The 20,130-nt window shown below is 67.8% G+C and carries 16 protein-coding genes; 4 read left to right on the forward strand and 12 right to left on the reverse strand.

Translation table 11 applies throughout. The annotated features are described in order from the left end of the window. The first annotated feature begins 11 nt into the window (after window positions 1-11). Window positions 12-560: a DUF2061 domain-containing protein gene (locus KY493_RS08585; protein ID WP_219895956.1), complete on the forward strand. Its 549-nt coding sequence runs from the start codon at window positions 12-14 to the stop codon at window positions 558-560. Here KY493_RS08585 and KY493_RS08590 read toward each other — a convergent pair. Beyond that, entirely contained in the window at window positions 557-1,276 is a 720-nt protein-coding gene (locus tag KY493_RS08590) for an RlmE family RNA methyltransferase (RefSeq protein ID WP_219895957.1), read from the reverse strand. The genes KY493_RS08585 and KY493_RS08590 overlap by 4 nt on opposite strands. A gap of 75 nt (window positions 1,277-1,351) precedes the next feature. Between KY493_RS08590 and KY493_RS08595 the strand changes: the two genes are divergently transcribed. Beyond that, window positions 1,352-1,813 (forward strand): peptidylprolyl isomerase, encoded by a 462-nt coding sequence (locus KY493_RS08595; protein ID WP_219895958.1) that lies wholly within the window; start codon window positions 1,352-1,354, stop codon window positions 1,811-1,813. Window positions 1,814-1,911: 98 nt separating this feature from the next. On the opposite strand, the gene KY493_RS08600 is transcribed toward KY493_RS08595, so the two are convergent. The 8 genes from KY493_RS08600 to KY493_RS08635 form a co-directional block, all read right to left on the reverse strand. Beyond that, the gene (locus KY493_RS08600; protein ID WP_255568126.1) at window positions 1,912-3,918 is read right to left on the reverse strand and encodes a sialate O-acetylesterase; all 2,007 of its coding nucleotides are present in this window, start codon (window positions 3,916-3,918) and stop codon (window positions 1,912-1,914) included. Window positions 3,919-4,035: 117 nt separating this feature from the next. After that, window positions 4,036-4,893 carry an SMP-30/gluconolactonase/LRE family protein gene (locus tag KY493_RS08605; protein WP_219895959.1) on the reverse strand — a complete coding sequence of 286 codons (858 nt, stop codon included), beginning with the start codon at window positions 4,891-4,893 and terminating at the stop codon, window positions 4,036-4,038. A 4-nt stretch (window positions 4,894-4,897) separates the two neighbouring features. Beyond that, window positions 4,898-6,331, reverse strand: coding sequence for a sugar porter family MFS transporter (locus tag KY493_RS08610; protein WP_219895960.1), 1,434 nt, complete (start codon window positions 6,329-6,331; stop codon window positions 4,898-4,900). A gap of 59 nt (window positions 6,332-6,390) precedes the next feature. Then, window positions 6,391-7,149: an SDR family NAD(P)-dependent oxidoreductase gene (locus KY493_RS08615; RefSeq protein WP_219895961.1), complete on the reverse strand. Its 759-nt coding sequence runs from the start codon at window positions 7,147-7,149 to the stop codon at window positions 6,391-6,393. Continuing rightward, complete coding sequence (locus KY493_RS08620; protein WP_219895962.1) at window positions 7,146-8,294, reverse strand: fumarylacetoacetate hydrolase family protein; 1,149 nt, start codon at window positions 8,292-8,294, stop codon at window positions 7,146-7,148. The genes KY493_RS08615 and KY493_RS08620 overlap by 4 nt, the downstream gene beginning before the upstream one ends. Continuing rightward, window positions 8,291-9,904, reverse strand: a complete 1,614-nt coding sequence (locus KY493_RS08625; protein WP_219895963.1) for an aldehyde dehydrogenase (NADP(+)) — start codon at window positions 9,902-9,904, stop codon at window positions 8,291-8,293. Before KY493_RS08625 ends, KY493_RS08620 begins: the two co-directional genes overlap by 4 nt. A gap of 115 nt (window positions 9,905-10,019) precedes the next feature. Further along, window positions 10,020-11,315: a sorbosone dehydrogenase family protein gene (locus tag KY493_RS08630; RefSeq protein WP_219895964.1), complete on the reverse strand. Its 1,296-nt coding sequence runs from the start codon at window positions 11,313-11,315 to the stop codon at window positions 10,020-10,022. After that, a complete protein-coding gene (locus KY493_RS08635; protein ID WP_219895965.1) occupies window positions 11,315-11,746 on the reverse strand; it encodes a DUF2231 domain-containing protein in 432 nt (143 codons plus the stop codon). Before KY493_RS08635 ends, KY493_RS08630 begins: the two co-directional genes overlap by 1 nt. A 188-nt stretch (window positions 11,747-11,934) precedes the next feature. Between KY493_RS08635 and KY493_RS08640 the strand changes: the two genes are divergently transcribed. Next, window positions 11,935-13,314, forward strand: a complete 1,380-nt coding sequence (locus KY493_RS08640; RefSeq protein WP_219895966.1) for an alkaline phosphatase PhoX — start codon at window positions 11,935-11,937, stop codon at window positions 13,312-13,314. Here KY493_RS08640 and KY493_RS08645 read toward each other — a convergent pair. Together KY493_RS08645 and KY493_RS08650 are read right to left on the reverse strand one after the other, a co-directional pair. After that, window positions 13,304-14,674, reverse strand: coding sequence for a DUF6880 family protein (locus KY493_RS08645; RefSeq protein WP_219895967.1), 1,371 nt, complete (start codon window positions 14,672-14,674; stop codon window positions 13,304-13,306). The genes KY493_RS08640 and KY493_RS08645 overlap by 11 nt on opposite strands. 55 nt (window positions 14,675-14,729) lie before the next feature. Continuing rightward, window positions 14,730-16,340, reverse strand: coding sequence for a M20/M25/M40 family metallo-hydrolase (locus KY493_RS08650; protein ID WP_219895968.1), 1,611 nt, complete (start codon window positions 16,338-16,340; stop codon window positions 14,730-14,732). Between the two features lie 240 nt (window positions 16,341-16,580). Here KY493_RS08650 and KY493_RS08655 point away from each other — a divergent pair, with 240 nt between their 5' ends. Continuing rightward, window positions 16,581-17,339, forward strand: coding sequence for a CPBP family intramembrane glutamic endopeptidase (locus tag KY493_RS08655; protein ID WP_219895969.1), 759 nt, complete (start codon window positions 16,581-16,583; stop codon window positions 17,337-17,339). Between the two features lie 74 nt (window positions 17,340-17,413). Here the strand turns inward: KY493_RS08655 and KY493_RS08660 are convergent, their stop codons facing one another. Further along, on the reverse strand, window positions 17,414-20,080 hold the full coding sequence (locus KY493_RS08660; protein WP_219895970.1) for a TonB-dependent receptor domain-containing protein: 2,667 nt from the start codon (window positions 20,078-20,080) through the stop codon (window positions 17,414-17,416). Window positions 20,081-20,130 lie beyond the last annotated feature (50 nt).

Raw genomic sequence — 20,130 nt, forward strand, 5'->3', positions numbered from 1 at the left:
ATTCTGCTGTCATGGTCGGCGTCCTGCTCAGCACCGCGCGCAAGCTTGCGTTGAAAATCGCCTCCTACGGGGTCATGCACCTCGTGGTCGCGATCCTGGTGGCCTTTGCTTTGACACGAGACTGGCGACTGGCCCTGGCGGTCGGCATGGTCGAGCCCTTCTTTCAGACCATCGCCTATTCGATTCACGACCGTGTCTGGCACCGGATCGAGCGGCGGCGGCGCGCATCAAGCATCGAAGAGGCGGCCGAGGCCTTCACCGCCCGGCTCGAGGTCATGTCGCCCGAAGAGCAGCAGCGCGCGCACGGCGGTCACCACGGCCACAGTCACGCCCTGCCCCGGTCGCTCAAGCAGGTGGCGCTGAAGACCGTCACCTATGGCCTGATGCACTTCGCCGTGGCTGTGACCGTCGCCTATGCGCTGACCGGCGACATCCGCACGGCCCTGGCAATCGGCATTGTCGAGCCGCTGGTGCAGACGGTGTTCTTTACCCTGCACGACCGTATCTGGAGCCGCATCGAGGCCCGCCGCGCCGCCCGTCGCCAGGCCGTCGCCGCCTAGCGTCTGTTCAGCGCCACCAGGAAGACCTCGGCCGAGTCCTTCCGGCTGGAGGCCGGCTTGACGTATTTCACGGTCTCGAACTCCTCGCGCAGGCGCGCCAGGACGCCGCCCGCGTCGCCGCCCTGGAAGTTCTTGGACACGAAGGCCCCGCCTGGTCTCAGCGTGCGGATGGCGAAGTCGGCGGCGATCTCGATCAGGGCGATGATCTTTAGGTGATCGGTCTGGCGGTGGCCGATGGTGTTGTGCGCCATGTCCGACAGCACCAGGTCCGGCGGGCCGCCGATGGCGTCGATCAGCTGCTTATCCACTCCGGGGTGGGTGAAGTCGGCCTGAATCAGCGTCGCGCCCGGGATCGGCTCGATCGGCAGGAGGTCCACGCCCGCCACGGCCGCCGCGCCCCGGTCCAGCGCCACCTGCACCCAGCCGCCCGGCGCCGCGCCCAGGTCGATGACGCGCGAGCCGCGCCGGATCAGCCGGTGCTTGTCGTCGATCTCGATCAGCTTAAAGGCCGCGCGGCTCCGCCAGCCCTCGGCGCGCGCCTTTTCCGACCATTTGTCGGAAAGCTGCCGCTTGATCCATTGCTGGCTCGACATCGACTTGGTGTCGGCCGTTTTCATCTTCTGGCCCATGCCTCGGCCGGCGGCCGTTCCACCGCTGGGCAGCCGGACCATGCGGCGACGCTCTGGCGCGCCCTCGGGCTTTTCCTCTTCGCTCATCAGCACCACATAGCCCCGACGTGCGTTGCGGGCTATGTCCCCCGCACACATCTGCCACAACGAGGAGAGCGCCCGATGGCCGAAACCCTGACTTTCACCCTGGACACCGGCGATGGCGAAGCCCGCGACGTGGTCATCACCCTGCGTTCCGACCTGGCGCCGAACCACGTCGCCCGCATCAGCGAACTGGCCTCGGAAGGCTTCTACGACGGCGTGGTCTTTCACCGCGTGATCCCGGGCTTCATGGCCCAGGGCGGCGACCCGACGGGCACCGGCACCTCGGGTTCGAACAAGCCGAACCTGAAGCAGGAGTTCTCGTCCGAGCCGCACGTGCGCGGCGTCTGCTCCATGGCCCGCACCTCCGACCCGAACAGCGCCAACTCGCAGTTCTTTATCTGCTTCGATGACGCCACCTTCCTAGACCGCCAGTACACGGTCTGGGGTCAGGTCACCTCGGGCATGGAACACATCGACGCCCTGCCCAAGGGCGAGCCGCCGCGCAACCCCGGCAAGATCGTCAAGGCGACCGTCGCCTAACGCTTCACCTTGCCTTTAGCGGCCGGCGCCCTCGGCGACCGGCCGCGACCGCCCCCTAGTATTGCACACCTTGTGGATGTAGCCGCATGGAAGGCTGATCACTCCACTGTTGAAGCGACTGAAGCCGAAGGCGGCGTCTCCAGCTCGAACGGAACCGCCAGCAGGCCTTCAGGCCCGTAGAGGTTGCACAGAGGACTGTCGGCCCAGCAGAACCGCACCTTGGCGTCGGTGGGGCGGGCGTCGCCCAGGATCACTTCCGCGCCCTCCAGCATCGCGTCGACGAAGCGGCAGTCGTTTCCAGCCCCGCACAGTTCGAAGCCGACCGGCCGGCTGGCTCCGACAACGGTCAGGATGGCCTTCTCCGGATAGCGGATGCGGATTTCGCCGTCGGCGCGACGGACGCCCTCGGGCTGGACGGAACGCGCAACCGTCTGGCCGTCCAGCCGCCTCGCTTCCAGCGCCAGGCGCCGGCCGATTTCCTGCTTGTTGGTCGGATGAAGGTCGTAGCGGTCGCCCACGTCGATGGAAACGGCGAGGCCCGCCCTGGCGTCGGCGTTGACCGTGCGTCGCTGCACCTCGCGCAAGGCGGCCCAGCCCGAGGCCTGCGGTCGATCGGAGGCGGGGCCGAAGTTGGCCAACTGCACCACCAGCATCGACAGGTCCGGATTGTCGAAGGCGCGCCGCCAGTCCGCGAACAAGGCGGGCAGCAGCACGGCGTATCCGGCTGCGTCGCCGGCGTTGGACTCGCCCTGATACCAGGCGACACCCTTGAGCCCGTACGGCGCGACCGGCGCGATCATGCCGTTGTACAGGGTGCTGACGCCCGACCCGCCGACCCACGGCGTGCGCGGCGGCGGCGGCAGGCCGGCCAAGGGGGCCGCCACGCGGCGCAGCCACGGCTGGTTCAGCGGCACGGACGAGCCGTCGTCGAACACCAGCCTCTTGTCGGCCGCGGGCCCCCAGGCGCCGCCGCCGCCCCCGCTGTCGAGCACGCCGACGGCGATGACGTTGCGGCCTGCCTTCAGCGAGCCCGCGCGAATCCGATAGCGGCGCGGCGTGTCCCAGCCCTGCATGCCGCCCAGGTAGCGGCCGTTGATCCAGGTGCTGTCCGCATCGTCGATCGGTCCGATGTCCAGCGTTGCGGCCTGACGCGCCTGCGCCCGCGTCAACTCCACCTTGGTCCTGAGCCAGATCACCCCGTCAAAGGTCGCCAGGTCCTCCTGCGTCGTCTCCCACGCGCCCTCGGCCGGAATCCGACGCCAGTCGGTCTCGTCCAGCCGCTCGCGGTACCAGCCACCCTGAAGTCCGGGATCGTGACTGCGCCACCAGGCCATGGAGATGCGCTGCCACAGCGCCTCGCCTTCCTGCGGCGAGCGGACGTAGGCGTCCAGCGCCTGCAGCGACGGCTGATAGGGCTCCATCGCCGCCAGGGCGTCCCGGCTCAGCCAGTCCTCGATGATCGAACCGCCCCAGGATGCCGCGATCAGGCCGATCGCGACGCTGGGGTCGGCGCGACGCAGATCACGCGCCATGAAGTAGCAGGCGGCGGAGAAGTCACGCGCGGTCTCGGGCGTCGTCGGGGTCCATGCCGCAAGGGCCTGAGGCTCGGCGGCCGTTTGAGGCAGGCTGCGGCGCGGGATGTTGAACAGGCGCAAGGCGGCGTCGTCGGCGGCGGCGATCTCTGCGTCCGCATTCGCCGCCTGACGCAGCGACAACTCCATGTTCGACTGGCCCGAACACAGCCACACGTCGCCCACAATTACGTCGCCCAGGCGCTGGGTCACGTCGCCCGCGCTGACGGTCAGCGCATGGGGACCGCCCGCCTTCTGGGCCGGCAGGTCGGCCCGCCAACGCCCCGTCGCATCGGCGGTGGTCGTCACGCTGCTCGCGGCCAGCGACACCGCCACGCGCGAGCCGGGAACCGCGCGGCCCCACACGGGGATCGGACGCCCCCGCTGCAGCACCGCATGGTCGCCAAAGACCGGGTCCAGAAGCATCGGCGAGATTGCGGCGGCCTGAGCCTGAACGGCTGTTGGAGCCATATCCTGAGCGAAGGCCGATCCCCCGCCGACCGCGAGCAACAGCGCCACGGCCGATAGCAGCATGGAACGCAACAGTGTCTCCTCTCGGCGGGCTTCGATCGGGCGTCCGCTATACCGGAGCTTGGCGGCCAGCGCCGCATCAAAGTCGTTCGAGATGCAGGCGCGTATGCCGCCTGTGGCCTAGAGCTTTACCCGCGTGGGCCGAAGACCGGGCGTATCGGCGCGAAGGCGGAACAGGCCTCCCAGCGCAGGCTGCGCCTCCCGCTTGTCGGCGTTCCCCAGCCAGGCGGTGGTGCAATAGAGATCGCGCAGATCGTCGCCGGCGAAGGCCGCCTTGGTCACCGTCTGGACCGGCAGGCGGATCGTGCCGATCCTCTCGCCTTGAGGCGAAAACCGCGCGACGCCCCAGCCGTTGAACAGCCCGACGTGCAGCACGCCGTCCGCATCGACGCAGGGACCGTCGGCGAAGCCGTCCTCGGTGCGCGCGAACACCCGACGGTTCGACAGTTGGCCGTTGTCATGGTGGAAAGCGAGGACCGTGCGCTGAAGCGTATCGTGGTGATAGAGCGTGCGCCCGTCGGGGCTGAGCGCCGGCCCGTTGGTGACGCCATAGCCGTCGTCCTTACGCTCCAGCCCGCCCCGGAACCACCGATAGAGGGCGCCGGTCTGCTGCTCTTCCGAGTCGTCCATGGACCCGAACCACAGCGCGCCGTCGGGCGAGACGAACCCGTCGTTCAGCCGGTTCTGTGGCCGGTCCGCCTCGACCCGCTGGATCAGGGTGAAGACACCCGCATCCGGATCAAACCGGTGCAGGCCGCCGCGAACCCCGCAGATCAGCGAGCCATCCTCGGCCGGCAGAGCGAAGCCGATCTGGTCGGGCGCGTCCCAGGAGGCGGTCGCGCCGTCATCATGGCCATAGCGATGCAGCCGGCGCCCCTTGATGTCGACGAACCAGATGCAGCGGCGCGCCTCGTCCCAGACCGGCCCCTCCCCCAGTTCCGCCCGCAGGTCCCAGACCAGTTCCGGCTCGTCTGTCATGGTCTCAGCCCGTCATGTCTTCCAGTTCGCGGCCGCGCGTTTCCCTGACCCAGGCCTGGACCAGGAAGAACGAGATCAGGGCGCTGACGGCGTAGAAGCCATAGGTCACGACCAGGCCCAGCGTCGCCGCCGTCCAGGGAAAGCTGACCGAGATGGCGAAGTTGGCCAGCCACTGCGCCAGGCCCGCCACCGCCAGGGCCGAGCCGCGCATCTGGTTGGGGAACATCTCGCCCAGCATGACCCACATCACCGGCCCCCAGCTGAAGTTGAAGAAGACCACATAGGCGTTGGCCGCGATCAGGGCGGTGAGGCCCGTCTGATCGTCCAGCTGCAGCGAGCCATCCACCAGCGCGGCCTTGGAAAAGCACCAGGCGACGATCCCGAGCGTGACGAACATGCCGGCCGAACCGATCAGCAGCAGCGGCTTTCGGCCGATCTTGTCGATCACGGCGATGGCGGCCAGGCAGGCGGCGATCGACAGCACGCCCGACAGGATGTTGATCTGCAGCGCATCGTTCTCGGAAAAGCCGACCGACTGCCACAGCACCGCGCCGTAGTAGAAGACGATGTTGATGCCCACCAGCTGCTGGAACACCGCCAGGATCAGGCCGGCCCAGACGATGGGGCGCACCTTGCGGGTGGCCGGATCCAGCAGGTCAGAGAATTTGGGTTTGTGGTCAGCGGCGAGGGAGGCGCGGATTTCGGCGACCTTGCGCGCGCCGGCTTCGGGGCCGAACAGCTTGGTCAGCACCGCCTGCGCTTCGGCCTCGCGGCGCTTCACCACCAGAAAGCGCGGGCTCTCCGGGATCAGCAGCAGCGCCAGCAGATAGATGGCGGCCGGGATCACCTGAAGCCAGAACATCCAGCGCCAGGCGGGAAAGCCCATCCAAAAGTCCGCCGTCGAGCCGCCGGCGGTGGCCGCCAGCGCATAGTTGGCGACGAACGCCCCGGTCAGGCCGGTGATGATCATGATCTGCTGGACGCTGGACAAGCGGCCGCGGATCGAGGCGGGCGTCACCTCCGAGATATAGGCCGGCGCCAGCACCGAGGCCGCGCCCACGCCCAGACCACCGATGAAGCGGGCGATGATGAAATGGGCCGAGGTGTCGGCGAGGCCGGCGCCCAGCGCGCTGAGGATAAACAGGACGGCGGCGATCAGCATCACCGTCTTGCGGCCGATTGCATCCGCAAGCCGCCCGGCGATAAAGGCGCCCGCCGCGCAGCCCAGCAGGATCGCGCCAACGTTGAAGCCGACGCCTAGCGCCTCGAGGTTGAAGGCCGCCTCGATCCCGTCCTGCGTCCCGTTGATGACGCCGGAGTCGTAGCCGAACATGAAGCCGCCGATGGTGGCCACGGCCACGATCAGGGCGATAAAGGCCATGTTGACGCGGTCCCCGCCCGCGATGTCGGGGCCGGAGCCCCCCGTCGGTCCTGCCATGGATGTTGTCCTCTCCCGATCGGTCCATCGTTGATCGCGGACCCTGTTGAAGCTTGGCCTCAGCGCCAGCCGGCGTCCACGAAATACTCATGCCCGGTGATCAGGCGGGCGTCGTCCGACGCCAGGAACAGAGCCAGGGCGGCGACGTCGCCGGGCTGCAGACGGCCCTTCAGGCATTGCGCCGCGACGATCTCGGCCTCGCCTTCGGGCGTGTACCACTTCATCTGACGCGGGGTCTGGACATTGCCGGGCACGATGCAGCAGACGCGCACGCCGTCGCCGCCCAGCTCGCGCGCCAGGGCCCGCGTCATGCCCTCGATGCCGGCCTTGGCCGTCTCGTAAAGCGACAGGTCGGGCAGTCCCAGATGCCAGGAGATCGAGCCGAGGTTCAGCACCACCCCCCGGCCCCGCTCGCGCATGCCGGGTGCGACTGCTTGAGTGGCGAAGTAAAGATGGCGCAGGTTCACCGCCACGCGGTCGTCCCAATAGGCGGGGGTGATCTCCGTCATCGTGTGCCGGTCGTCATTGGCGGCGTTGTTGATCAGAACGTCCACCGCGCCGTGCCGGGCCACGATATCGTGCAAGACGGCCTGCAACTCATCCAGCCGCGTCAGGTCGCAGCGCAGGAACTCGGGCGACGGCGAAAGCTCCGACAGCGACGCTTCCAAGGCCCGGGCGTCCGTCTCCGCCACATCAAGAAAGACGACGCGCGCGCCCTGTCGTGCGAAGCCCTCCACGAGGCCGGCGCCGATGCCGGAGCCGCCGCCGGTGACGATCACCAGGCGATCCCTCAGCGACGGATAGATGGCGGTGGTCATTGTGTCGCTTCCAGCAGTCCGCGCGCGGCGAGATTGCGCATCAGTTCGCCCACGCCCATCGTCCACGGCGGCGCCTGGTCGCAGGTCCCGACCACATTCTCCAGAACGCCCAGCCGCGCGGTCGACACCCGCACCCGGTCGCCGATCTTGTGGGTGAACCCCTTGCCCGGCGCGTCGCGATCCTCGATCGGCGCGAACATGGTGCCGAGATAAAGTGCAAAGCCGTCCGGATACTGGTGCGCGCTCAGCGTCTGGGCGACCAGATCCTCGGGATCGCGGCTGATCAGCGTCATGGAGCTTTCGCCGTGGAGGACGAAGCCGTCCTGGCCCTCAACGTCCAGGCGCACCGTGGCACGACGCACATCGTCCATGCCGAAGTCGTCATCGAACAGGCGGATGAACGGGCCCACGGCGGCCGAGGCCGTGTTGTCCTTGGCCTTGCCGAGCAGAAGCGCCGAACGCCCCTCGATATCGCGCAGATTGACGTCGTTGCCGAGCGTCGCGCCGACCGGGCGTCCGGCGCCGTCGCAGATCACCACCACTTCCGGCTCTGGATTGTTCCAGGCCGAGTCCGCGCGGACGCCCACCATGGCGCCCCAGCCGACCGAGGCCAGCACCGGCGCCTTTGTGAAGATCTCCGCATAGGGGCCGATGGCGACCTCGAGATACTGCGACCACAGCCCGTCGGCGATCAGGGCGGCCTTGACCCGCTCTGCGGCTTCGGAGCCCGGGACCAGCGTGGCCAGTTCGCCGCCGATCCGGTGCTTCAAGCCTTGGCGAATGGTGTTGGCGACACCGGCGTCACCCCGAGCGCGTTCCTCGATGACGCGTTCCAACGCCGAGACGGCGAAGGTGACGCCCGACGCCTTGATGCATTGCAGGTCCAGCGGCGAGAGCAGCTTCAGTCCGCCCCCGTCCCACGCCGAAGCCGCCGAGATGGTCTCCACGGCGCCCAAATCCGAGCCGTCCGTGTCGGCCGGACTGGAAAGATCGAGCGCCTGCGATGTCGTGCAGGCGCGGCGGGAAATGTCGATCAGCCGCCCGTCTTTCACCAGCACGGGCGATGGGCCCTCGTCGGTTAGGATGCGGCCCAGCAGGCGCGCACGCCGCCAGTCCGCGGGCAGCAGGTCGGCAAGCGACGTCACGCACGCTGCTCCTGGCCCGCACGATCAACGCTTGAAGCGGGGGCGCCGTCGATCAAACGGGGAACCTGCAGCGGATTGGCGTCCCGCAGCACCTCGGGCAGCAGCTCCTGCGGCAGGTCCTGATAGCTTACCGGACGCAGGAAGCGCGTGATCGCCAGGCTGCCGACCGACGTCGATCGACCATCCGAGGTGGACGGATAAGGGCCTCCGTGGACCATGGCGTGGGCGACCTCGACCCCTGTGCCAAAGCCGTTGACGAGGATGCGGCCGACCTTGCGCTCCAGCACCGGCAGAACGGCGCGCGCTTCGGCGTGATCAGCCTCGACAATGTGGATGGCGGCGGTAAGCTGGCCCTCCATCGCCTCCAGGATGGCGCGCACCTGGTGGAAATCGCGACAGCGGACCACGAGCGAGGCCGCGCCGAAGATTTCATCCTGCAACTCCGGATTGTCGATAAAGGCGTCGCCAGAGGTCTCGAACAGCGCCGCCTGACCTCGCGCCCCGGGTCCATCAGGTTCGCCGCCGCGCGCGACGGTACGCACCGCCTCGTGCGAGGCGATGGCGGCGACGCCGGCCTGATAGGCCTTGTGGATGCCGGGCGTCAGCATCACCGCGGCCGGCATGGCCGACAGCGCGGATGCCGCCGCCTCGACAAACGCGTCCAGCTCGGGACCATCGACCGCGAGCACGAGGCCAGGATTGGTGCAGAACTGTCCAGCACCGAGCGACAAGGAGGCGACAAAGGCCTGGGCCGTCGCCTCCGGCCTGGCGGCCAGGGCGTGCGGGAACAGGATCACCGGGTTGATTGAGCTCATTTCCGCATAGACCGGGATCGGCTCGGCGCGCGCATGGGCGATCCGCATCAGGGCCGTGCCGCCGGCGCGGGATCCGGTGAAGCCCACCGCCTTGATGCGGCGATCGGCCACCAGCCCCTGGCCGATGTCCAGGCCGGCGTCGAACAGCATGGAGAAGACGCCTTCGGGCAGGCCGCACTCGGTCACGGCCTCCTGCACCGCGCGACCGACCATCTCGGACACGCCCGGATGGGCCGAATGCGCCTTGGCGATCACCGGACAGCCGGCCGCCAGGGCCGAGGCGGCATCGCCGCCCGCGACCGAGAAGGCCAAGGGGAAGTTCGAGGCGCCGAAAACCGCAACCGGACCCAGCGGCACATGCTGGAGCCGCAGATCGACGCGCGGCAGGGGCTGGCGGTCCGGCATGGCCGGATCGATGCGCGCGCCGAGGAAGGCGCCGTCACGCACAACCGACGCGAACAGGCGCAGTTGTCCGCAGGTCCGCCCGCGCTCTCCTTCTAGACGCGCGCGCGGCAGACCGCTTTCCCGCATGGCGCGCGCGATCAGGGCGTCGCCCAGGCCCATGATGTTGTCGGCGATTCGCTCCAGAAAGCGTGCGCGGGTCTCCAGCGGCGCCAGCCGGTAGGCGTCGAACGCCGAGTCGGCCGAGTCGCAGGCCCTGTCCAGATCCGCCAACGACGCACCGCCGAAGACGGGCTCCAGCGTCTCGCCTGTGGAGGGGTCGACAGCCCTGATCTCGCCGTTCGAGCCTCGCACGTCCGAGCCGCCCACGAGCAGGTTGCCGACCAAGATCATGAAGAACGCTCCCGACGCGAAAGGGACGACCTGTCCAGATGGCGGTAAAGCCAGCCAAAAGGTCGCCCGACCGCTATAGGCGGTCACGCGCACTCGGAGAAGATATTATATGACTTTATCGGGTCGGCGCCACGCGCCAGATGGTGTTGGATACATCGTCGGCGACCAGAAGCACGCGAGTGCGGGGGTCGAACGCCACGCCGACAGGGCGGCCCCTCGTCTGGTCGCCCTGGATGAAGCCGGTCAGGAAATCGACCGGCTCGCCTGATGGGCGGCCGTTGGTGAAGGGCACCCAGGTGACCTTGTAGCCGGACAGGTCCTGCCGGTTCCAACTGCCGTGCTCGCCGATGAAGGCGCCTTCGGCAAAGCGGCCGCCGAAACCGCCCTCGCGTGCGAAGCTGAGGCCCAACGCGGCGACGTGCGATCCCAACGCATAGTCCGGCGCGACGGCGCGAGCCACCATGTCGGGGTTCTGAGGACGGGCGCGCGGATCGACGTTCTGGCCGTAGTAGCTGTAGGGCCAGCCGTAGAAGGCGCCGGGCCGGACCGCCGTCAGATAGTCGGGCACCAGTTGCGGACCCAGTTCGTCACGCTCGTTGACCACGGCCCACAGCGTGCTGGTGGTCGGCTCTATCGCCAGGGCGGTGGGATTGCGGATGCCGGTCACCAGGGTGCGGTGCGCCCCGGTCTGGCGGTCGATTTCCCAGATCACGGCGCGATCCTGCTCCACCGCCATGCCGCGCTCGCCGACATTGCTGTTGGAGCCGATGCCGACATAGAGGCGGCTGCCGTCCGCGCTGGCGGTCAGCGACTTGGTCCAGTGGTGGTTGATCTCGGACGGGAGCTTGGTGACCTCCTGCCCCGGCGTGGTGATCTGCGTCTGACCTTCCTGGTAGGGGAAGCGCAACAGGGCGCCCTGTTCAGCGACGTAGACCGCTCCATCCACAAAGGCGAGGCCGTAGGGCGCGTCCAGATCGCCGATAAAGGTGGTGCGGACCTCGGGCCTGCCGTCATTGTTCGCATCGCGCAGCAGGGTAATGCGGTTGCCCGGCTTCACGCTGCTCTTGCCCCTGGCCTTGATGACGCCGGCGATGAAGTCCTTGGGCCGAAGCTTGGGGGCGTGGCCGCCCATGCCTTCCGCGACCAGGATGTCGCCGTTCGGCAGCACCAGCATCTGGCGTGGAATGGCGAGGTCCGTGGCCATGGCCGTGACGGTGAAGCCGGCGGGCGCCGTCGGCGCCTGACCGTCCCAGCCGGCAGGCGTCGCGATCTTCATCGGCGGCACCAGCGTCTCGTTCTGCCCCGGCAGATCTGGACCTGGGCCGGTCTGGTTCAGGTTGGGATCGCTGGGCCGGCCGCAGGCGGACAGAGCCAGCAGGATCGCGGTCGCACCGAGAAGGGACTTGATCATCAGGCGATCTCCCGCACCTTGGAACTGGAAAAGGCGATCCAGGCGCCGGCCAGCGCGAGGACCGTCGAGAGGATCGACAGCAGCAGCCCGCCGGTTCCCACCGAACTCCAGGCGTCACGGCTGTGGTGGAAGGCGTTGGCCAGGCCCAGGAACCAGGCCACGGCCAGAAGGATCACATAGGTCAGCTTGCGGGTCGGACGGCCGTGGCGGAAGGACAACGCCAGATCGATGATCGCCCACAGGCCGAAGAAGCCGCCAAAGACCAGCCCGCCGGTGATCAGCCAGGCCGAAAAGTTGGACCACTGGATCTCGGCCGAGCGCAGATAGGCGATGTCGGAGATCAGTGCGCAGGTGAACAGCGAAACCAGGAAGGCCAGGAGAATGGCGTGTAGCGGATGCAGAGGTCGCCCCCTGTTCACTGCTGCGGTCATGCCGTCGTCCCTTCTGAAATGCTGAGCTTTGGTTCTCGACCCAATCCGCCGCGACGCGATTGGTTTCACGGCAATCAACGCTGCGCCCCCTGACGCCTCGCCGCCGTGGCGGGAAGCTTCGCGAAACCCTCACACAGGCGTCATGAACGGCCGGAACAAGGGCGGCGAGTTTCGGTCGGAGTTGTCTCATGTCCCTGAACAGACGAAGCCTGATGGCGAGCGGCGCGGCGGCGCTGGCCTTTTCGGGTCTTGGGCGACATGCCATGGCGGCGGCGCAGGAGACCTATGTCAACGAGGTCGCCGGCTATGGGCCGCTGAAGGCCGATCCGGCGGGCATGCTCGATCTGCCCGAGGGCTTCTCCTACCGCGTGCTGTCGCGCGCGGGCGAGGTGATGGACGACGGCCTGCTGGTTCCGGGGCAGTTCGACGGCATGGGCTGCTTTCCGCTGGACGGCTCAAAAGTCGCCTTGGTTCGCAACCACGAACTGAAGCCGTCGTCGGCGTCGCACTGGACGCGCACGGCCTGGGCGGACGACGCGACCCGGCTGGAGCGGATCGATCCCGCACGGGCCTATGGCACGACCAAGGACGGGCGCATCGTCCCGGGCGGCACGACCACGGTCATCTATGACACCGAGACCGGCCTGGTGGAGCGCCAGCACCTCAGCCTGATCGGCACCAGCACCAACTGCTGCGGCGGCCATACGCCCTGGGGCTCTTGGCTGAGCTGCGAAGAGACCGAGGATCGGCCGGAGACAGCCGAGGTGTCTCAGGCGCACGGCTGGGTGTTCGAGGTGCCGGCGCGCGAGACCGGCCTGGTCCAGCCCGTGCCGCTGACGGCCATGGGCCGCTTCGACCACGAAGCGGTCTGCGTCGATCCGGGGACGGGCGTCGTTTATCTCACCGAGGACCGGGGCGACGGGCTGTTCTATCGCTTTATCCCGAACACGCCCGACAAGCTGGTCGAGGGCGGGCGGCTGCAGGCCATGGCGCTGAAGGACGCGCCGTCGGCCGACACCTCCAACAAGACGCAGCGGCTGTGGTCGGTCGGCGACTGGCGCGAGGTCGAATGGATCGACATGGACGACGTCCACAGCCCCAACGACGACCTGCGGATGCGCGGCCATGCGGCCGGCGCGGCCCTGGTCGCGCGCGGCGAAGGCGTCTTCTGGGGCGACGGCGAACTGTACCTGACCGCCACATCGGGCGGCCCGATCGAGCGCGGCCAGATCCTGCGCTATCAGCCCTCCGGCGCCGACAGCGGCCGCGTCCAGCTGTTCGTGGAAAGCACCGACGAAAAGGCGCTGAACATGGGCGACAACCTGACGGTCGCGCCTTGGGGTCACCTGGTGGTCTGCGAGGACAACTATTCGCCGACCATCCGCAACCACGTGAAGGGCGTCGACGCGCAGGGCCGCCTCTACACCATCGCCCGCAACGTCATGGAAGGGAACAGCGAGTTCTGTGGGGCGGTCTTCTCGCCGGACGGCCGCACCCTGTTCGTCAACATCCAGAACCCGGGCGTGACATACGCGATCACCGGGCCATGGAGCCGGATCAGCGCCTGATCCGGCGGCCGCCCGCAGCGGCGAGGCCGCGAAGCTCGCCCAGAAAGCTCTGGTGATCCGTCGCTTCGCTATCGAGACCTGACGCCAGGGCTTCCGCCTCGGCGATCAGACCGGCGACCTCCTCCTCCGCAAGACCGACGCCCAGGTTCACCAACGCTCGGGCGCGGGCGCGCAGAAGCAACAGCGCCGCCTGCGGCTGTCGCGCCGCCAGCCGCGAGGCCCAAAGCGGCACATTCTCGTGCGCCCCGCGAAGCTCGTCAGCGCGCGCAACGATCAAGGCGCCCGCCTCTCGCAGCGCGGGCCAGTTCATCAGGAACGCCAGCGCCTTCATCGCGTCCGAATGCGCGGCCGCCGCCTCGAAAGCGCGGTCAAGGGCGACCACGTCATCGAAGTCCGGCAGGCCGGCGAGCAGGGCGCGCAGCGTGTCCGCAGACAGGGTGCGTTCGAATAGCCGCCATCTCGCCTCCCGCGCCTCTTCCTGGCGGTTTTCGGCTTCGAGCACCGCGATCTCCGCCGCCAGCCAGGTTTCCACGGCCGGCGCGGAGGACGCGCGACCTTGACGCAGAGGCGACTGCATTCCGGCGATCCGGCTCGCCTCCAGCGCCGCCCGCCCCTCCTCCGCACGACCGGCCAGGCCCAGCCGGCGAGCCATCTCCGTCGTGACCTCCGGCTTGTGCAGATCCTCGGGCGAATAAGTCTGAATCCAGGCGTCAAGATCGCCGATGCGGTTCGCCAGCCTGCGCAGCACCAGCGCCAGACGGCCCGTGGGCGGCGGCCGATTTTCCATGAGCTCGACGATCAACCGCCTCGCCAGTTCAGGCTCAAGGTCTTGCGCCGCTTGGCCGATCCAGGACGCCCACGATGTCAGCCGCATCGACAGCGCCTCGACGAAGACCGGCGCTGCGACATCCACGCCAGCGGCATTGGCTACCGAAACCAGGTCGGCCGTGGCGGCCTCGAACAGCAGCGGCAGTTCGCCCTTGGCGTCGCTGAGCCGCGCGCTGAGACGGGGATACAGGTCGAACCAGGCGACCAGCCGATCCAGTCCGAGCCTGGCATCCAGCCCGGCGAGCCGCTCGACAATGATCCGACGCAGCGCCTTCAGGTCCGACAGCAGCGCCGGCCTTTTGCGCCACGACACCCGCGTCTTGCTGGTCGCCAGCGCATTCAGCCGCTTGTCGATCTCGAGCGCCAGGTCGGCGGGGCCGACTTCGGCCGCCAGCTCCATCCGCATCCGCCGCTTGAGGTTGGCGTCGGCCGAGGCCGCCTCAAGCAGCAGGGCTGCGAGCCTTTCGGCGCCCAGCCCCGCCAGGTTCTCCGCCGATACCGTCTTTCTTGCCGTCGAGGGTCGCTTGGCCATGCCCCGGTAAAGCGCGGGGAATGCGTGCGGCGCAAGGCTCGGCTGAGGCGGCCGCTCAGTCCTCGGACGGATACTCGAACGGATCGCTCGGCGAGGGTTGCGTCGGCAGCGGCATGCGCGGCAGGGGCTCGTCGCGGTTGGCGGCGTTCAGCAGGAAGCTGGCGAGAATGATCGCCGCCTGACGCAGGTCCTCGGGCTTCAGGTGGTCGTAGCTGTCGATGCTGGTGTGGTGCAGGCGGCTAGAATAATCGAGCGGGTCCTGAATGAACTGGTACCCCGGCACGCCGACCGTCTGCATATAGACGTGGTCGGTGCCGCCGGAGGGGCGCAGCGACACGGTGGTCGCCCCCATGCTGGCGAAGGGCGCCAGCCACTCCTGGAAGATCGGCGCGGCGGCCACATTGCCCTCGGCGTTGATGCCGCGAATTTTGCCCGAGCCGTTGTCCAGGTTGAAGTAGGCGACAAGGTCGCCGTAGCCGGCGCGTGGCTCGATGGGCCAGCGGCTGCGCCAGGTGCGGTTGTTGGGCAGGCTCGCCATCGCCGGGTCGTTCGACGGCGCGCGTGTCGCCAGGTGCCGGTCCACATAGGCCAGGGAGCCAAGGATCCCCTGCTCCTCGCCGTTCCATAAAGCGAAGCGGATGGTGCGCTTGGGCCGCACGCCAAGCGTCTTCAGAATGCGCGCGGCCTCCATGACCACGGCGCTTCCGGCCGCATTGTCCACGGCGCCGTCCGAGGCGACCCAGCTGTCCAGGTGAGCGCCGGCCATGACGTATTCGGTCCCGCGCGCTGTGCCCGGGATGTCGGCCAGAATGTTGTAGGCGTTCACGTCCTCGTCGTGGAACTGGACCTCGCTGTTCAGCTCCAGCGTCGGCGGCGTGTCGGTCAAGGCCAGACGCGCCAGGCGGCGGTAGTCCTCGGCCGCCAGCTCCATGCCGGGCAACTTGGGCGTGGCGCCGACCTGATAGGTGTAGCCGGTGCCGTGCAGCAGGCCGCCATCGCGTTGCGAGATGCGCACCCAGGCCAGCGCGCCTTCCTGCGTCAGAAAGGCGTCCAGCTCGGCGGCGAAGTTCACCGTCTTCAGCTGGCGCTCGATGGCGGTCGGCGAAAACTGCGGTTGAACATAGGTGTTGCGCTCGGCCAGCTCGGCGCTGGTCCAGCGGCGGAAGGCCGGCTCGGTGGGCTCCGATCCCGTACCGGGCCGCGACAGCATGACGATCTTGCCGGCCAGCTTGCCCTGCCACTCGGCGAAGTCCTCGACCTCGGTGATGGGCGCCACCACCACGCCGCCGCTGATCACGCCGTTGGTGGACGGGGTCCACGCGACCGGAATGGCGCGCAGGTCGATCGGGCGCGGACTGGTCATGCGCGCGCTCGAACGAACGATGGACCAGCCCCGGCCGAACTCGAAGCCCTCGGCGCGGACGTCGCTGAGGCCCCAGTCGCGGAAACGCTTCTGCGTCCACTGTTCCGCTTCGCGCATCTGCGGCGAGTTGGTCATGCGCCCGCCGATCCGGTCGGTCAGATGCGCGGCCGTCTCCATCACCTCGCTGTGGTTCAGCCCCTGGTCGATGATGCCGTTGATCGCGGCGCGGTCCACCGATTGGGCGATGGCGGGCGTGCTCAGAAGAACAGCGGCGACGGACGCGGAGGCAAGCAGACGCAGCATGGGTGACCTCTTGGAATCAGATGAGGCACTTCATGGGACTTCTGCCGCCTGCGCAACTGCAAAGGTGCGGCGACGCAGATGCGGACGCGACCCGCCGCCTGCTTCATCGTCGTTCCAAGCCGGTCAGAGCCGGACCGATTGGCTTCCCCGACCATCACTTTCCACATCAGCAACTTTCGACTTGACGGGATGGAAAGCGACATTCATTTTCCACATCGGCAAGTCGCCAGGGAGGGAGACATGATGATCCAGGGGCTTTGGTTGCTCGGCATGTTGGCCGGAATGGCGTGGTGGGTGCGGCGCGACGCCGAGGCGTATCGCCGCTTTCAGGCGCTGACCTGCAGCGGGGATCGCCAGCGGGTGTACTGGCGCTGGATCGCGCAGAGCTTCGCCATCCTGGTGGGCGCCAGCCTGATCAGCCTGTGGCTCGTCGATGGACTGTCGCCTTTCAACACCTTTCCGAGCGCGTTCGAACAGGCGCATCAGGCCCTGCGCAGCCCGCAGCACGACGGATCGGCCGAGTCCATGGCGGGCATGGCGATTGGCTTCGCCATCGGCTTGGCCGTGCTGCTGTTCGTGCAATGGCGCCGGATCCGAAAGATGCTGAAGCCCGTCGCCGGTCCGGCGGACGCGCTGCTGCCGCGCAATCGGCGTGAAGCGATGATCGTGACGGTGCTGAGCCTCAACGCGGGCTTCTCGGAAGAACTGTTCTTCCGCCTGGCGCTGCCGCTGTTCCTGTTCCACCTGACCGGCTCGCTGTGGATCGCCTTTGGCGTCGCCGGCGTCTGTTTCGGGCTGGCTCACGCCTATCAGGGATGGAAGGGCGTGCTGGGGACGATGCTGGTGGGCGGCGGTTTGACGCTCATATACCTGTCGCACGGCTCGCTGTTGCGCGTGATGCTGATCCATGCGGTGATAGACATCATGGCGCTTCTGGTCCGCCCGGCGATCACCCGCTGGATAGGGCGGCGCAACACGCTGGCGGCGGCAGGCGCCTGATCCGCGAGCATCCCAGGCATGAAAACGCCTGCCGCCGGTGAATCCGACGGCAGGCGCGTTCTTTTCAGATCAGATCAGAACCGTGCGGTCAGGCTGACCGAGGCGCTGGCGCCCAGGTCGTAGTTGTTGATCCGGATCTTGTTGCCGAGCTCCTGATACTCGTCGAAGTCCGTCTCCAGCAGGTTGCGCAGCTCCAGCGCGAAGCCGAGGTCCTGGCCCGCCGCCGTGAAGTCCTTGCGGTAGACGAAGTCCAGGAACACGCCGGGCTCCTGGATGTAGTCGGGCTCGCGCGACCCGGCCTGTCCAGCGCCGCGAGTGGTGATCCGCTCGCTGACGTAGTTGACGATGAAGGTCGCCTGGCTGCGGGCCGTGTCGTCTTCCCAGCCCAGTTGAAGGTTCGCCACGTGCTCGGATTGGCCCTGCAGACGGCTGCCGTCCTCGATGAAGAAGTCCGCCGGAGACGGCGCGCCGCCGCCCGACAGGTCGAGCACGGTGTCGCCTTCCTCCACCTTCACCTCGGAGTCGGAGTAGGTGTAGTTGCCCTGCACCAGCCAACGCTTGTTCGAGATGAACGGCATGCTGGCGGTCGGGAACTCCCAGTACTTCTTCACCTCGAACTCGACGCCGTAGATGTCGGCCTCGGGCGCGTTGACGTACGACTGTTGGCGGTCGCCGGTCGAGGCGGCGATGATCACCGACTCCACCGGCTTGTCCAGGTTCTTGTAGAAGGCGCCGACGGTCACATACTGCTGGCGCGCGAAGAACCACTCGTATCGGGCGTCGAGGTTCAGCAGTTCGGTATCGACCAGGAACGGGTTGCCGATAAAGGTTCGGTCGCTTTCAGGATCGGTGTAGGTCTGGGGCGCCAGTTCGCGGAACTGGGGCCGTCCAATCGTCTTGGACGCGCCGACGCGAACCTGCTGGTTCTCGGCGAAGTTCCAGGTCGTGGTGAAGGACGGCAGCCAATACTGCTCCTCGATCCGCGTTGCCGGAAAGGGCGAAGAGCCGCCGAACAGGTCGCGTGACACGAGCTCCTGCTCCCCATCCTCGAACCGCACGCCGATCGCGGTGCGGACCAACGGAATGATCTCCGCGTCCACCAGCACATAAGCGGCGTTGACGGTCAGGCTGCCGTCATAGGCGTTCGCCCCCGACACGCCCGGGATTTCCCGCAGCTGCAAGGTCGTGGGGTTGATGTTGAAGTCCGACGTCAGGAAATCGATGCGCGATTCCCGCTGATCCTCGGTCAGGGCGTTGACGGCCGCGAACTGAAGGTCGCGGCGAACCGCGTCGCGATTGTTCTCCATCGACGCCACGCCGATGCTGAACTTCGCTTCCCGCGCATCCGACAGAGGCAGGGTGTAGCTGAGGTCCGCGCCGCCCGAAACGACGTCGTCGTTCAGCTCGGAGAAGGAGATCAGGTTGCCCTGGATGTTGTGAATGAAGTCGCCGGCCGCGTTCACGCCGTACTGAAAGCGCGTTTCATAAGGGGCGTCGCGTTCGGTCTTGGCGTAGGCCGCGCGCCAGTCGAGCTCAAGCGCGCCGTCCATGAAGAAGTGCTCGCCGGCCAACTGGCTGCTGAACAGCTGGCGCTCGAACCATTCGGTGTAGTCGGTGCGGATGACCGAGCCGCCGGCGTCGAAGTTGGGGCCACTGGCGCTGCGCGCCTCCTTGGTGGTGTTGCGGACGTACAGATTGGTCCACTTCACCTCGTGATCGCCGTTGGTCAGAGACAGGCCGCCGAGGAAGTTCAGCTGCACGTCGTTCTGGTTGGATTCGACGTCATAGGTGGTGACGGGCACGAGCTCGTCGCCCTGGAACTGGCCCTCTTCCTGCACGCCCTCGCGCAGGCTCCAGTTGTTGTCGTAGCCGGCCACGCCGATCAGGCCGAGCGTCCCCATGCCGGTGTCGGAGGACAGGCCGCCCGTCAGCTCGACGCCGAAGTTCACCGGAGTGTTGTCCCGCTGCAGCAGGCGCAACGGCGCATTCACCAGCGACCGGCCCATCGTCTGCAACTGCTCGGGGCTGAAATTCGTGGCGTTGATCTGACGACCGCTGCGGAAGGCCGCCTGGATCTCCGCCGGCACGTCGCGCGTGCCGTCGTCGAAGGTGGTGAAGTCGGTGCGCGAGCCGTAGTAGGTCAGCCCGTTCTGACCGGTCGTTTCGGAGTTCACGCCCAGCGACGTCTGCAGGGTGAAGAACGGATCGCGCGGCGCGTCGATCGTATGCAGGTCGATCACGCCGCCGCCGAACTCGCCGGGGAAGTTGGCGGAGTAGCTCTTCTGAACGGTGACGCCGTCCAGGATGCTGGACGGAAACAGGTCCAGAGGCACCACACGCTGCAGCGGCTCGGGGCTGGGCAGCGGCGAGCCGTTCAGCAGGGCCGATGAATAGCGTTCGCCCAGGCCACGCACATAGATGAAGCGACCTTCGACGATCGACAGACCCGTGACGCGGGTCAGAGCGGCGGCCGCATCGCTGTCGCCGGTGCGCTGAAGGTCTTCGGCGGTGAGGAACGACGCCACTTCGGCGCTTTCCCGGTTCGGCTCGGGGATATAGCGACCCAGGACGACGATCTCGTCCACAGAGGCCGGCTCCTGGCTATCCACCTGCGGCTCCGCCTGGGCGGCGGGGGTCTGGTTCGTTGGCGCGTCCTGGCTCTGGGCCAGGACAAGGCCTGGCGCGATCATCGCGCTGGTGGCCAAAAGGACCCCGCTCAGGGTCAGAGATAGCGTCTTCATGATCTGCGCCTTGAAGGGGTCGGTCGGTATCGAACAGGGGCGGCAAAGAC

Source organism: Brevundimonas sp. PAMC22021, assembly GCF_019443405.1.
Classification (GTDB): Bacteria; Pseudomonadota; Alphaproteobacteria; order Caulobacterales; family Caulobacteraceae; genus Brevundimonas.